This is a genomic window from Bacillus sp. FSL P4-0334 (assembly GCF_038004825.1).
Taxonomy (GTDB): domain Bacteria; phylum Bacillota; class Bacilli; order Bacillales; family Bacillaceae; genus Bacillus; species Bacillus velezensis.
In genome coordinates, this window is sequence record NZ_JBBORX010000001.1 from 901,904 (window position 1) to 916,284 (window position 14,381).

The following is a 14,381-nucleotide window of genomic DNA, read 5'->3' on the forward strand; positions in this document are numbered from 1 at the left end:
ATTCCATTGGTACTTGATGCAAATATCAAAGCACAATTAAATCAATACATGCAGCTAATTGAGAACGACATTGTTCTCAAAGTAAGCGCCGGTGACGATGACACTTCTAAGGACATGCTGGCTCTCGTTGACGAGCTGGCTTCCATGTCATCTAAAATTTCAGTTGAAAAAACTGAATTAAACAGAACACCGAGCTTCAGCGTTAATCGTACCGGAGAAGACACAGGCGTTACATTCGCCGGTGTTCCTCTCGGCCACGAATTTACATCATTAGTGCTGGCATTGCTTCAAGTCAGCGGCAGAGCGCCTAAGGCTGATCAAAAGGTTATTGACCAGATTAAGAACATCAGCGGAGAATACCGCTTTGAGTCTTATATCAGCCTGACGTGCCACAACTGCCCTGATGTCGTCCAAGCATTAAACATGATGAGCGTGCTCAACCCGAATATCACTCATACAATGATTGACGGCGCGGCATTCAAAGAAGAAGTGGAAAGCAAAAACATCATGGCTGTTCCGACTGTATTCTTAAACGGTGAATCTTTCGGAAGCGGCCGTATGACCATCGAAGAGATTCTCGCAAAAATGGGCAGCGGCGCAGATGCGTCTGAGTTTGCCGACAAAGAGCCGTTTGACGTTCTTGTTGTCGGCGGCGGACCTGCCGGCGCAAGCGCGGCGATCTATACGGCGCGTAAAGGCATCCGCACCGGTGTCGTCGCTGAACGCTTCGGCGGCCAGGTACTCGACACCATGAGCATCGAAAACTTCATCAGCGTCAAAGCGACTGAAGGACCGAAGCTCGCTGCAAGCCTTGAAGAGCACGTGAAAGATTATGATATTGAGGTCATGAACCTTCAGCGCGCGAAACGCCTTGAGAAAAAAGACCTCTTCGAACTTGAACTCGAAAACGGCGCTGTACTGAAAAGTAAAACAGTGATCCTTTCAACAGGTGCCCGCTGGCGCAATGTCAACGTACCTGGTGAGCAAGAGTTCAAAAACAAAGGTGTCGCATACTGCCCGCACTGTGACGGACCATTGTTTGAAGGCAAAGACGTAGCCGTTATCGGCGGCGGAAACTCCGGAATCGAAGCGGCGATTGACCTTGCAGGTATCGTCAATCACGTGACTGTGCTGGAGTTCGCGCCTGAACTGAAAGCAGACGAAGTCCTGCAAAAACGTCTTTACAGCCTGCCAAACGTCACTGTGCACAAAAATGCACAAACGAAAGAAATCACAGGCGACCAAAACGTAAACGGCATTACGTTCGTTGACCGCGAAACAGGCGAAGAAAAACACGTTGAACTCCAAGGTGTATTCGTCCAAATCGGTCTCGTGCCTAATACAGAATGGTTAGACGAAACGGTCGAACGCAACCGTATCGGCGAAATCATCGTTGATAAGAGCGGCGCGACAAGCGTTCCCGGCCTATTTGCCGCAGGGGACTGCACAGACGGCCCGTACAACCAAATCATTATCTCCATGGGGTCAGGTGCAACTGCCGCTTTAGGCGCATTTGATTATTTGATCCGGAATTAATGTGAAAGCCGCCATATGAATGGCGGCTTTTTTACATATACTAATTAAGAAGGCAGTATTTCCTCTAAACAATCCTCGCTGATTTTATAAGATTTTGGCCTTCTGCTTACCAGCTCAACAAATCCTTGCTGTTCTAAATAATCCATTACTCTGTTAATTTTATGTCTCGATTTATTTGAGAGCTCCATTAAATCTTGCACCGACAGCGTAACCTGATCATTTACAAATACATTAATCGTGATAATGATATTAAAAATATCACGTTCATCTTTATAATCAGCCCATTGATCGCTATCAATATAGTTCCTAATTCGTTTCAGTTTCATTAAATTAAATTCAAGATCCTCAATAATTCCTTTTTGTCCTGACAGAAGCAACTCCAGCATATCCATTAAATAAAAAGTCAGCTCTCCCCGGTTTAAAGGTGCGGGAATTTCCTCTAATGCCTTATAATACTTATCTTTGTTCTTATTAACTGCGTAAGAAAAAGTGATGGCTGAATATTTTTCTAAGTATCGGGACAAATAACTCCCAACGATAAGGCGTCCTGTTCTTCCATTGCCGTCATAAAAAGGATGAATGTATTCATAGTAGTAATGAGCTGTCATGTAACGATACAGCTGGGGATGTGTTTCATCGTGAAGATAAGCAATTAAAGCCTCAAGCGCTTCTGTTATCTTCTGTTCAGAATTAACGCCGATATGGGTGGTCATGTTCCCATCGTTCACTTCAACATAGCCTTTTCTGAATAGCTCACCATCCGGCGCATCTTCTGTTCCGATTTCATCTGCGACCAGCTCGTCATATAATTCCCTAAAGTCATGAATGCTTGTAAACGACGGAATTCGGTCTATAAATTGATATGTTTTCATCAATCCGACAAACCGCTTATGTGAGGGCTCGGATTGTGCTAATGCTTTAAGTGCCTCTTTCAATTCTTTTTTTGTACTGCGGATTCCTTCAATTTCATTATTACTCTGTGCTTCATTAATAATTAATTTATCAAAATAAGGTTTGACGGCAAATTCGGGGAGCTGACTGATAAGGGATGAAATTTTGGAACTGTTTAACAACACTTCATTATTCAGCTTCATGAGTTTATGTATATTCACATAAAATAGCTCAAATGAATCGTCCGTGGGTCGGCCTTTTCGGAACCCCCGTATGTTTAATGATGTTGAATAACTGCCATAGCTGCTTGTTCTCTTTTTAAATTCTTTCTCATATGAATCAGCATCCATTTTATAAAAAAGCTTAGATAACTTCTCATACTTCATATCATCACCTCGCTTAATTTAAAATTATACACTTTTTTAAATTATACAATCATTATAGCCTGATTTCTAACAAATATTCTCGCTTTCCAATCAAAACAAAAAACGGCATACTGCATGGCAGTACACCGTCTGAAGCAATTCAATCTGTCTTTCTCCCTCTCGCCCGATAGATGAGAAATAATCCAATAAACCACAGCGGCGTCAGCAGCAAAGCCGGGCGCGTTGCATCCGCAAACAGCATAATCACCAGAATGACGGCAAACAGCGCCAGCACGGCGTAATTGATAAACGGCGCAAACGGCGCCTTGAAAGACGAGCTTGCATGTAAGTCCGGACGGGTTTTCCTGTATCTGATATGACAGACCAGAATCACGCCCCACACCCAAATGAAACAAATCGCGCTGATGGTGGTCACGATGCCAAAAGCCGCTTCCGGTATCAATTTGCTTAAAAGAGCGCCAGCTGACAGCACAATAACCGATATCCATAATGCGCGGCTCGGCACATGATTTTTATTCAGCTTCGCAAAACTTGCCGGCGCTTGTTTCGTTTTGCTTAAGTTATACAAAATCCGGCTTGTTGAAAACATCCCGCTGTTACAAGCAGAAGCGGCAGACGTTAATACGACAAAATTAATGATTCCCGCGGCTAACGGGATGCCGACCAGACTGAAGGTCTTTACAAAAGGACTTTCCGCCGCATTCAGCTGCATCCACGGATTAATACATAAAAGAATGAGCAATGCCCCGACGTAGAAAAATAAAATCCGCAATGGAATTTTATTGATAGCGGACGGAATATTTTTTTTCGGATTTGACGTTTCCGCCGCCGACACACCCACTAATTCCACACCGACATAGGCGAAGATCACCATCTGGAACGAAAGCAAAAAGCCTGAAAATCCGTTCGGAAACAAGCCGCCGTGCTCCCACAGATTCGCCGCTGAAACCGTTCCGGTATGCGTTTTGAACCCAATCACCAGCAGAACCACACCGATGACAATTAACGCGAGAATCGTGACTACCTTAATTAAGGCGAACCAAAACTCCAATTCTCCAAAAATCTTAACCGTTAACAGATTAAGCCCTAATAAAATGAGCAAACAGATAAGTGCCGGAATCCACTGCGGAATATCAAACCAATATTTCACATACACACCGACGGCGATCACATCCGCCATAGCCGTCATAATCCAGCAAAACCAGTAGGTCCAGCCGGTGACAAACGCTGCACGCGGCCCTAAATACGCCTCGGCAATATCCGTTAATGATTGGTAGCCCGCTTTAGATAACAGCAGTTCTCCCAGCGCCCGCATGACGAAAAAAAGCGCAATACCTACAATAAAATACGCAAAGATGATAGAAGGACCCGCCAGCTGAATCGCCTTACCGGACCCTAAAAACAATCCGGTGCCGATCGTGCCGCCAATGGCGATCAGCTGCACGTGCCGATTCGATAAGTCCCTCTTTAGCTCTCGCTGCTCCACATCTGACTCCTCCTTACCTCTCTAGTGAACGACGAGCAAAAAAAGCCAATAAAAAAAGAGATTGGATGCCCTCCAATCTCATGGTCATAAGAATATCAAATTATATCTGCGCCGCTGACAATCAACAGCATGACAAATACATATTCGGTACTCTTCTGTCCTTTTGCCTGAGATTGTGAACCCTTCGGCGCCGCGGAAAACCCGCGGTCTCTCCAGAAGCCGCTCCTGCTGTAGTTCGACCCACAGCAATCATAGCCTGCTACGTATTGAGTTTCTGATAGAAACACCTATCAGCTAACTTTTTATTTTAATGGAACTTGAATGCATTGTCAATAGAGGGATGAGTTGCACGGCGTTATCCCGGTCCAATTTTTGATGCCTGAAGCGCGTATTTTCCGTTTTCATTGTCTCAAAAAGGCGTTATGCGGTACTATCATATAAGGTCTAATCATTTAAACATTATGTCATACTTTAAATTCACTTTATCATACAATTGCTCGTAAATAAAAAGGGGATGGACGAGATTGGAAACGAAATATTTAGATCTGCTCGCACAAAAATACGATTGTGAAGAAAAAGTGGTCACGGAAATCATTAATCTGAAAGCGATACTGAACCTGCCGAAAGGAACCGAGCATTTCGTCAGTGATCTGCATGGGGAGTATCAGGCATTCCAGCACGTGCTGCGGAACGGTTCAGGAAGGGTAAAAGAGAAGATCCGCGATATTTTCAGCGGCGTCATTTACGATAGAGAAATTGATGAACTGGCGGCTTTGGTCTATTATCCGGAAGACAAACTGAAGCTGATCAAACATGACTTTGATACGAAAGAGGCATTAAACGAGTGGTATAAAGAAACGATTCACCGGATGATTAAGCTCGTTTCTTATTGTTCTTCCAAGTACACCCGCTCCAAATTGCGCAAAGCACTGCCCGCCCAATTTGCTTATATTTCTGAAGAGCTGCTGTACAAAACAGAACAAGCCGCCAACAAAGAACAATACTATTCCGAAATCATAGAACAGATCATTGCGCTCGGCCAGGCCGATAAGCTGATCACCGGCCTTGCCTACAGCACGCAGCGTTTGGTGGTCGACCATCTGCATGTTGTCGGCGATATTTATGACCGCGGACCGCAGCCGGATAAGATCATGGAAGAACTGATCAACTATCATTCAGTGGATATTCAATGGGGGAATCATGATGTTCTCTGGATAGGCGCTTATTCCGGCTCAAAAGTATGCCTGGCAAACATTATCCGCATCTGTGCCCGCTATGACAATCTGGATATTATTGAAGACGTTTACGGCATCAATCTGAGACCGCTATTGAACCTTGCCGAAAAATATTACGATGATAACCCGTCTTTCCGCCCGAAAGCGGACGAAAACAGACCGGAAGATGAGATTAAACAAATCACAAAAATTCATCAGGCGATCGCGATGATCCAATTCAAGCTTGAGAGCCCGATTATTAAGAGACGGCCGAACTTTAATATGGAGGAACGGCTGTTACTGGAAAAGATTGATTATGACCGCAATGAAATCACGCTGAACGGAAAAACATATCAACTGGAAAACACCTGCTTTGCGACGGTGAATCCCAAACAGCCTGATGAGCTGTTAGAAGAAGAAGCAGAAGTCATGGACAAGCTGCTGTTCTCTGTTCAGAACTCCGAAAAGCTGGGCCGCCATATGAATTTTATGATGAAAAAAGGCAGCCTTTATTTAAAATATAACGGCAACCTGCTGATTCACGGCTGTATTCCCGTCGATGAAAACGGCAGCATGGAAACGATGATGATAGAGGATAAAGCTTATGCGGGCCGAGAGCTGCTCGATGTATTTGAACGGTTCTTACGGGAAGCGTTTGCCCATCCGGAAGAAACCGATGATCTGGCGACAGATATGACTTGGTACTTATGGACAGGCGAATACTCCTCCCTCTTCGGAAAACGCGCCATGACAACCTTTGAGCGGTATTTCATTAAAGAGAAGGAAACGCATAAAGAAAAGAAAAACCCGTATTACTATTTGCGTGAAGACGAAGCAGCCTGCCGAAACATCCTGATGGAATTCGGTCTCAACCCGGATCACGGCCATATCATCAACGGCCATACACCGGTAAAAGAAATCGAAGGCGAAGATCCGATCAAGGCAAACGGAAAAATGATCGTCATCGACGGCGGCTTCTCCAAAGCCTACCAATCCACAACAGGCATCGCCGGCTACACGCTCTTATACAACTCCTACGGCATGCAGCTCGTCGCCCATAAACACTTTAACTCTAAGGCCGAAGTGCTGAGCACCGGAACCGACGTCTTAACAGTGAAACGATTAGTCGACAAAGAGCTGGAGCGGAAGAAAGTAAAAGAAACAAACGTCGGTGAAGAACTGATGAAAGAAGTGGCGATTTTGGAGAAGCTGCGGGAGTATCGGTATATGAAGTGAAGAATATGGAGTTCAGGGATGATTCTCTGGGCTCTTTTTTTACGGTTTCCCTGTATGTAAAACGGATTTAACCGCTTCTTCAATCTCCCTATAACCCGTACATCTGCAAATATTGGACTCCAGCCAATTTTTTATCGTGTCATCACTTGCATTCGGCTCAGTATTCACTAAAGCATGACAATTCATGAGAAAACCCGGTGTGCAATAACCGCATTGAAACGCGAATTTTTCAATAAAAGCCTTTTGAATCGGCGTATTGATCAGTCCTTCAATTGTCGTAATGTCCTTTCCTTCCCCTTCTGCCGCAAGCATTAAGCAAGATTTCATCGGCACCCCGTCCGTTAATACCGTACAGGCGCCGCAATCCCCATTTAAGCAGCCCGGTTTTGCACCAGTTAATCCGAGACGAAGACGAAGAGCAAATAACAAAGTATCAGCCGGCCTGACCGTAATCTGTCTTTCCTCGCCATTTACTTTCAACGTAATAGGATCAGACATTTGGACCTCCTTCTAATTCCCGTAAGGCATCTAAAATTGTATTTTGCAAGACAAATATTCGGTATTCACTTGAGCCTTCTGCGTCATCAAGAACGGGTTTGGGTACATACTGTAAAGACCTGCGCACCCTATCTTCTAATGAATAACTTTTATCGTTAAGCACAGCCTCCATTTCAGCAGAACGAAACGGAAATGGACATACGCCGCTGAAGGCCATTCTGATCTCATCATCTTTTTTCAGCGCACAGACTGTCACCAATGGATACCCGACATTCCACTGCTGTCTTCTTTTGATACTGACAAATGGCAGGTCAACGTACGCTCGATCGACAACGACATGAAATAAAAAATCACCTTTTTGCAACTGTATTTCCTTGTTAAATACTTTATTTATGGGACGGTAATGAATCCCCGCTCTCCCTGCAATCCCTATCAAACTATCAGAAATCAACAACGGCAGCACGGCCTCACGGTAATAGATGCCCCCGCAAATGTTTCCGCCCAGGCTGATCTTATTTCGAGTCGTCCGATCGGCTATTTCACTTACTGTTTTACTTAATAGCGGAAATGGATTTTCTTCCTCCAGTTTCGTTAATGACACGCCCGCTCCGATCACCAGATCATTTTCATAAAAGCGGATGGTTTGAAATTCCGGAAGCTCGTTCATATCTATCACCGCATCCGTATAGATGATATTCAGCCTTCCTAACGTGATAATTTCCGTGCCGCCGGAATAATACATTGGTGTTTTCTTTTCGGCCGCAAGCGAGTGAAATAGATTGATTGTTTCTTGAATGGTCTTCGGTTTAAAATAGTCGAAATCAAACGGTATCATCTTTCCACCCCTCTTGCGTCCTCCATAATCGTTCGGGAATGAGAGGAAGTTGATTCAATTGGACACCTAAAGCGGCGGAAAGGCAATTTCCCAATGCTGCCGGCATCCCCAGCAGTCCGTGTTCCCCGCCTCCGCGCGCTCCATAAGGCGCAATCACATGCGGGGTTTCAACAAATTCAATGATATATTCAGGCTGCTCTCCATAGTGAAGGGGGCGGTATGTTCTAAGCTGAGGATTTAATACTCTGCCATATGAATCAAATACAAAGGTTTCTCTTCCTCCAAATGCGATTCCCATACTCATCCCCCCCATTACTTGACCCCTAGCAGCTTTTTCATTCAGTACAGTTCCTATATCCACAACAGAATAGGCTTTTGTAATTCGATACGTATAATCCCGTTTATCCAACTCAACTTCAATTCCCTGAGCACCGACAGCCCACTCGGGTCCCGGCTTTCCTCTTCCCGTTTCCCGGTCTAAATTCGTCATCCGGGTTAATGTGTAATTGCCGCTCGCAATGATTTGGCCGCCAATGGTATTTCCATTTGGAAACGTATATCCGTAAGCAATGTCTTTTATTTCAACATGTACAGAAGGATGATCTATAAAATAAACCTTTCCGTCGGCCACTTCCAATTCCTCGACAGGAACCCGCAACACACATGATGCCACGTCTTTAAGCTTTCGAATGGCTTCCTCCGCTGCATTCAGTACGGCTCTTCCGGCCATTAACGTCCCTCTGCTCCCCACGGTTTTCCAATGCTCGGGTGTTGTTTGTGTATCTATAAGCATTTTCACGTGAATTTTGCTTATATCCATTTTCATTCGTTCCGCCAGGATTTGGGCTAGCACCGTTTTTGTCCCTGTGCCAATTTCCACTACCCCTGACATCAAATTAATGCTTCCATCGGGATTAAAGGTTAAAATCACCCCGGACGTTGCATTTGTATCAAATGTTGAGGTTTTCCAAATGCAGCTGATTCCCTTCGCCCGTATCTTCCGGCCATCGATTTCAATTCGCTGTCCCTCGTCCCAATTCATTAATTCCTTTAATCTTTCAATGCATTTCGGCACATTTCCGACCGTGCTTGAATTGAGAAGAACTTGAGTCGGTGTGGTGTCACCGGGGCGAATGGCATTTTTATAGCGGAGTTCTAATGGGTCCATGTTCAGCTTTTCCGCCAATACATCCATCGTCCGCTCAAAGGCAAATAACACTTCAGCATGGCTGTAGCCCCTGAATGCGCTTGGATATGGATGATTCGTATACATACAATATGAATCACACCGTATATGATCGATCGCGTACGGACCCGTACAATCAACCACCGCAGCCCGGCTGATGTCCACTCCTTTATCAGAATACGCTCCGCCATCAAATAAAAGCTGAATGTCCGCCGCCTTTAAGATTCCATCCTTTGCAGCCCCTAATTTGACAATGGCATCCAATCCTACATGAACGGGAGATGTGATCATATCCTCTTCTCTCGTATTAAACAATTTGACGGGCCGGCCTCCAACCGCTTTTGATGCCAAATAGGCAATCACCTCTAACTGAACGGCCGCTTTTCCCCCGTACGCCCCGCCTACTAAAGGCGTTTTGACGATCACCTTTCCGGGTTCAATTCCAAAATACCACTGCATTAATTTTTTAATGGCAAAAGGGGCTTGAGAGGATGTGGTAATGATAATCTCCTCATCCGCTCGAATTTCAGCGATCGAGCATCTTGTCTCCATCGCAGCGTGATCAGAAGGGTTAAAGGAAATCTGGAATTCTGCTGTCACATCACTTTCCCTAAACCCGTCTTCAATATTTCCTTTTCTAACCTTATCCAGGTTTGCGATATTGGTCTTCGGAACCGGGAATACACCTTTTGTCTTCTCATAGCGGTCCGCATGTTCATGAACGAGTGGCGCATCCTTTTGAAAGGCCTCACGGGGGGAATTGACGACGGGAAGAGATTTATAGGATACTTTGATGGCATCCGCGGCCTTTTTAGCTGTAATCGGATTTTCCGCAACAACAACAGCAACCGGCTCACCATGGTATCTGACCCTTTTATAGGCAATCGGCGATCTGTCTTTAATTTCTTCACCTGCAAGCGGAAAAGGTTCATCACCCAATATCGCTCTCACGCCGGGAATCTTCCAAGCTTCTGAAAAGTCCATAGACACAATATCGGCATGAGCATATGGACTGACCAGCATTTTTGCGTGTAATATGCCTGTTTCTTGAAAATCATCCGTATATTTCGCTTTACCCGTCACTTTTTCAAGGGCCTCTTTTCGAATGACACTCTTCCCGATATACTCCAACTCATTCACTCCCCGAATTTATTCAGCAGCAGCGTATAATCTTCAACTGTATCGACGTCATAAAAAAGCAAAGGGTCTTGAAAGCTGATCATTTTTCCCGTATTGATCATACTTTCACGGATGACATGCCGGGCGCCCTGATCTCCCTCTAACTGATGCAATACCGGAAAACATTGATTTGAGAATAAAATGGGGGGCATAGGAAGATGATGATTTTCAGCGGCGATAAATGAATAGCGGCGCTCCTTGTGATAGGAATCAATTAACGTATTGATGATATCTGCGGTGACAAACGGCTGATCTGCAAGGAGAATGATAACGGCGTCAGCCTCATACTCTGCCGCTTTTTGTAAACCGCATTGTATGGAATGGCCTTGGCCCTTATCCGCTTGCTCACATTCTGCCTGACTCCACTTATTTGATATGGGATCTAAAAAGAAAAAATCCGAAAGCCAATGCAGTGGATCTCCCTTTCCCGTTATAACGAAAATATGATCTAATTCAGATAACAAGGCATTTTTAAGAGCCATACTTCCGAGGGAGACTCCATTCAGAAATAAACTTCGCTTATCCGTCCCCATGCGTCTGCTTGTACCGGCTGCCAGGTAAATGGCTGCTGTTTTCATAAGCGAGACCTTTGTGTTCGCATTTCTTTAATCATCTCGCCGACAATACTTACAGCAATCTCTTCAGGGCCTTGTGCCCCGATGGGAAGGCCGATAGGGGAATGAATATCTGCCGGAATCTCTGCCCCGCCTAACAGCCGCTCCGTGCGCCTTCTGGGGCCTAAAACGCCTTTATAAAACACATTCTCGTTTTTTATTGTATGTAAAATGATCTGATCTTTTTGAAAGCTGTGCGTCATAATGACAACAAAATCCCTTTTTGTCATGCTCAGGCCTTCCATGACTTCTTCCGGTGCCCCTGTTATCAAATGGCCGGCTTCAGGAAAATGGCCGTGATGACATAAAGCGGGACGCCAGTCAATCACCGTCACATGAAAGCCCGCATGAGCTGCCAACGAAACTAACGGCTTCGCATCTTCCCCTGCTCCGAAGACATATAAACAAGGTTTTGGCACCATCTGATGGATAAAAAATAAATCAGAGGTATGTTCATCCCTCTTGATTCCCTTTTCCGTCTGTCTCAGTTTTTGAATACGGCCTTGTTCCATAACATCCCCGGTTCCAAACACGCTGCCGTCTTCCACTATGTACAGATCTTCCTTCAGCTCTAACGTTTTAGTGAATCGTTTCATTTGGGTCACAGACTTTTTTTCATCTAAGCATGTCTTCACTGTCATCAGATTTCGTTCCAATTCCCCTTTTACAGGCTCAAGTAAAACCGTCAAAACACCATTACAGCCAATGCCCTGTCCCCAGGATAAATCGTCTTCCGCGCTCATATCAAAGCGGACAATCACCGGCTCTCCTGCAGCCCAGACCTGTTCCGACCGTTCAACGAGGTCTTCTTCCAGACAACCGGCGGATAACATTCCGACTCTTGTTTTATCCCCTAAAATCAACATCGAAGCCCCTTCTTTCTTATAAGCGGACCCCTCTGTTTTAATAATGGTAGCCAGTACCTTAGCTTTTTTAGAAGTGGCGATGACATCCAAAATCCGGTGTATATCATCCATTTCATGTCCCCCGTTTTACCTGATCATATCTGCATCTGTATATCCGTATTCTATAATTCCAGAAAACATTACAAACGCTTCAGCAATTTCTTCGTTTCTAAAAAAAAAGAGTCTTTATAGACCTTATGACCGGGCGGCGGATGCGACAGCATGTCGGAGCGGAGAGATTCCAATAACATGTTCTGTTCCTTCTGTTTCCAATTGTCTGTTTCACCCTGCTGTATGCCTTTAAAACCCGCAAAGTATTCACTTAACACTTGTAAATCATTCCCCAGCTCTATTTTGTCACTTGAAGATAACTCCCCCTCTTTTTCCCATTCTTTTAACGTTTTCACTATATTTGATAGATACTCAAATCCGGCGTTCAACTTTTGCATCTCAATTTGATAGCTTGAAATGATATTTTTATGTTTTTTTCTGACGGGGTTGAATTTTAAGCTGTCAGAGGCTGTTTGCAGCATCTCTTTTGTCATATGCAGCTCTTGCATAAGATTGTTCATTCTATACGCCATAAGGTTCCCTTTTCCTTGCCCCCACTCTGATTGCACCCATTTGGAAAGGTCTGAAAGTGTGCCGGAAAGCTGACGAGCCAATGTTTGAAAAGAGTCCGCCGCCTTTTTTGTGTAGTCCGGCGGAAAAAGGAACATGTGAACCAGAATGGCGATGATGACGCCGATCACCGTATCGATGATTCGGTCGAATGCATAATCTTTAGCGTTTCGTTCAAACGTAAAGACCAACAAAATGGTGAGCGCTACCTGATGTAAAACCGTTACATCTATTCGCAACCACTTGGCAATATAGGTTCCGCCTAATAGCAATAGCCCCAGCATCCAGCCATTCATTGGCAAGTGACTGACAAGAAAGGATGTTAGCATGATCCCAATCGCAGTTCCCGCAATACGATGAAAAGAAAAGCGAATCGACTGATCTATCGTTGGCTGCAAACATAAAATAACAGAAAGAGGCGCTAAATAGGGGTGATCAGAGCCGACCAGTTTTGCCGCTTCCCACGAAACAGCAGATGCAATCGCCATCTTCCAAACCAAAGATGTTTTGTTTTGAATTTTTTCACTTTTCATCATACGCCCCCTCCTTTCAGAAACCTTTTCCACTAGGTTTCCGTGACGCAAAGGGATTTATACTGTTGTAGGGAAAATGCGAAAGAAGCTGTTGTTCAGAGGGGGATTCTTGCATGACGGCTTCTTTTTGGGGTTGGGGAAAGAGTAGTAAAAGGTCTGGTTTCTGCCCTCCTTGATAACTTCGCATCAGATATGAACCCTGCTCCCCTATGACTTTCGAAGGGAAACATACAAACCGTGTTAGTTAATGTGATGAAATTGGGTGAATTTTTTATCATTTTATATGGTAAGGGTTTAAGAAGCAGAATGCCTTTGTTAGTATGGCAACCAAAGGAGGAGGATCAATTATGCAAAGCAAAATGAAGCTAACCGCAGTGAAACTGGCAGCCTTGGTATTCCTAGCAGGTGCCTTTGCCCTCCCGGTTTTACCCCATGCTGCGGCTGCCGCAGAATCCCAAGCTACATACAAAGTTGAAAACCTCAACGACAGTGAGCTGAAGATGACGTTCAATCATGCAGATGTTCATATTGACGCTAAAGGCAAGGCAACCCTAAAAGACAACATAACGGGCGAGGAGCAGGCTCTTCCGAAAAGCTCCACTGACAAAAATGGTGAACCTGTTACACTGAAATACGAAAAAATCAAAAATGGCGTTTTAGTCAAAGTCGTAAACAAAGACGCTGGAAAAACGAGCGGTTCAATCAGCACCCAATCAGTCGGGAAATGTATTTTAGGTACTGGCGGCGGTGCGGTAACTGGCGGCGGCACACTGGGTCTTGCAGGAGCTGCTGTAGGAACAGTCACAATACCCGGCATCGGAACAGTAGGAGCGGGTGCCGTTGGAGCAATTACCGGCGCTGTTGGCGGCGCAATGACAGGAGCTGCCGCATCTTGCTTTTAACCATGAAGAAAAAGGGGCCCGCGCCCCTTTCTCTTACTAACTATGGAAGGTGGTAGACATGTACAAAATCATCATTCCTTCAATACTAGCCATCTTCATTCTCTGGATACTCTTACAGATTTCACTGGAGATAAGCATCGTTAAGAATCCATTGAATTATTTTATCGTATTCATTGTCTTCTTTCTCTTTATAAAGATGGTGAAAGAGAAGCAACAGTAGGTTGCTTCTTTTACCATGTGTAGAAAATAAAATCATATCTTAATGAATTCTATAAGCAGAAACCAGGCTATTATTCTCTATTGTACCTTGAGAGCAGGTAAAGGAAGCTTAGGTTTTGAACATTATATTTGAGCGGAAG

The 14,381-nt window shown here is 44.7% G+C and carries 12 protein-coding genes and 1 riboswitch; of the genes, 4 read left to right on the top strand and 8 right to left on the bottom strand.

Annotation, left to right across the window (positions count from 1 at the left end):
- Window positions 1–6 precede the first annotated feature (6 nt).
- A complete protein-coding gene (gene ahpF, locus NSQ37_RS04570) occupies window positions 7–1,536 on the top strand; it encodes an alkyl hydroperoxide reductase subunit F (protein ID WP_341123311.1) in 1,530 nt (509 codons plus the stop codon).
- 44 nt (window positions 1,537–1,580) lie between these two features.
- Here the strand turns inward: ahpF and NSQ37_RS04575 are convergent, their stop codons facing one another.
- Together NSQ37_RS04575 and NSQ37_RS04580 are read right to left on the bottom strand one after the other, a co-directional pair.
- Window positions 1,581–2,813 (bottom strand): Fic family protein, encoded by a 1,233-nt coding sequence (locus NSQ37_RS04575; protein WP_341123312.1) that lies wholly within the window; start codon window positions 2,811–2,813, stop codon window positions 1,581–1,583.
- 139 nt (window positions 2,814–2,952) lie between these two features.
- Window positions 2,953–4,299: an amino acid permease gene (locus NSQ37_RS04580; RefSeq protein ID WP_007614904.1), complete on the bottom strand. Its 1,347-nt coding sequence runs from the start codon at window positions 4,297–4,299 to the stop codon at window positions 2,953–2,955.
- A gap of 145 nt (window positions 4,300–4,444) precedes the next feature.
- Window positions 4,445–4,525: riboswitch (glycine riboswitch) on the bottom strand.
- A gap of 298 nt (window positions 4,526–4,823) precedes the next feature.
- Here NSQ37_RS04580 and fbp point away from each other — a divergent pair.
- Window positions 4,824–6,749, top strand: coding sequence for a fructose-1,6-bisphosphatase (fbp, locus tag NSQ37_RS04585; protein WP_012118863.1), 1,926 nt, complete (start codon window positions 4,824–4,826; stop codon window positions 6,747–6,749).
- Between the two features lie 39 nt (window positions 6,750–6,788).
- Here fbp and NSQ37_RS04590 read toward each other — a convergent pair whose 3' ends face one another.
- The 6 genes from NSQ37_RS04590 to NSQ37_RS04615 form a co-directional block, all read right to left on the bottom strand.
- A complete protein-coding gene (locus tag NSQ37_RS04590) occupies window positions 6,789–7,247 on the bottom strand; it encodes a (2Fe-2S)-binding protein (protein WP_015418586.1) in 459 nt (152 codons plus the stop codon).
- Window positions 7,240–8,082 (bottom strand): FAD binding domain-containing protein, encoded by an 843-nt coding sequence (locus NSQ37_RS04595; RefSeq protein WP_168984713.1) that lies wholly within the window; start codon window positions 8,080–8,082, stop codon window positions 7,240–7,242. Before NSQ37_RS04595 ends, NSQ37_RS04590 begins: the two co-directional genes overlap by 8 nt.
- Window positions 8,069–10,399, bottom strand: a complete 2,331-nt coding sequence (locus tag NSQ37_RS04600) for a xanthine dehydrogenase family protein molybdopterin-binding subunit (RefSeq protein WP_326365134.1) — start codon at window positions 10,397–10,399, stop codon at window positions 8,069–8,071. Before NSQ37_RS04600 ends, NSQ37_RS04595 begins: the two co-directional genes overlap by 14 nt.
- A 5-nt stretch (window positions 10,400–10,404) precedes the next feature.
- On the bottom strand, window positions 10,405–11,025 hold the full coding sequence (locus NSQ37_RS04605; protein WP_326254505.1) for an NTP transferase domain-containing protein: 621 nt from the start codon (window positions 11,023–11,025) through the stop codon (window positions 10,405–10,407).
- On the bottom strand, window positions 11,022–12,038 hold the full coding sequence (locus tag NSQ37_RS04610; protein WP_326365133.1) for an XdhC family protein: 1,017 nt from the start codon (window positions 12,036–12,038) through the stop codon (window positions 11,022–11,024). The genes NSQ37_RS04605 and NSQ37_RS04610 overlap by 4 nt, the downstream gene beginning before the upstream one ends.
- A 68-nt stretch (window positions 12,039–12,106) precedes the next feature.
- On the bottom strand, window positions 12,107–13,123 hold the full coding sequence (locus tag NSQ37_RS04615) for an FUSC family protein (RefSeq protein WP_043020870.1): 1,017 nt from the start codon (window positions 13,121–13,123) through the stop codon (window positions 12,107–12,109).
- Window positions 13,124–13,467: 344 nt separating this feature from the next.
- Here NSQ37_RS04615 and NSQ37_RS04620 point away from each other — a divergent pair, with 344 nt between their 5' ends.
- Both NSQ37_RS04620 and NSQ37_RS04625 read left to right on the top strand, forming a co-directional pair.
- Complete coding sequence (locus tag NSQ37_RS04620) at window positions 13,468–14,022, top strand: hypothetical protein (protein ID WP_059367470.1); 555 nt, start codon at window positions 13,468–13,470, stop codon at window positions 14,020–14,022.
- 58 nt (window positions 14,023–14,080) lie between these two features.
- Window positions 14,081–14,242 (top strand): hypothetical protein, encoded by a 162-nt coding sequence (locus NSQ37_RS04625; protein WP_004393168.1) that lies wholly within the window; start codon window positions 14,081–14,083, stop codon window positions 14,240–14,242.
- Window positions 14,243–14,381 lie beyond the last annotated feature (139 nt).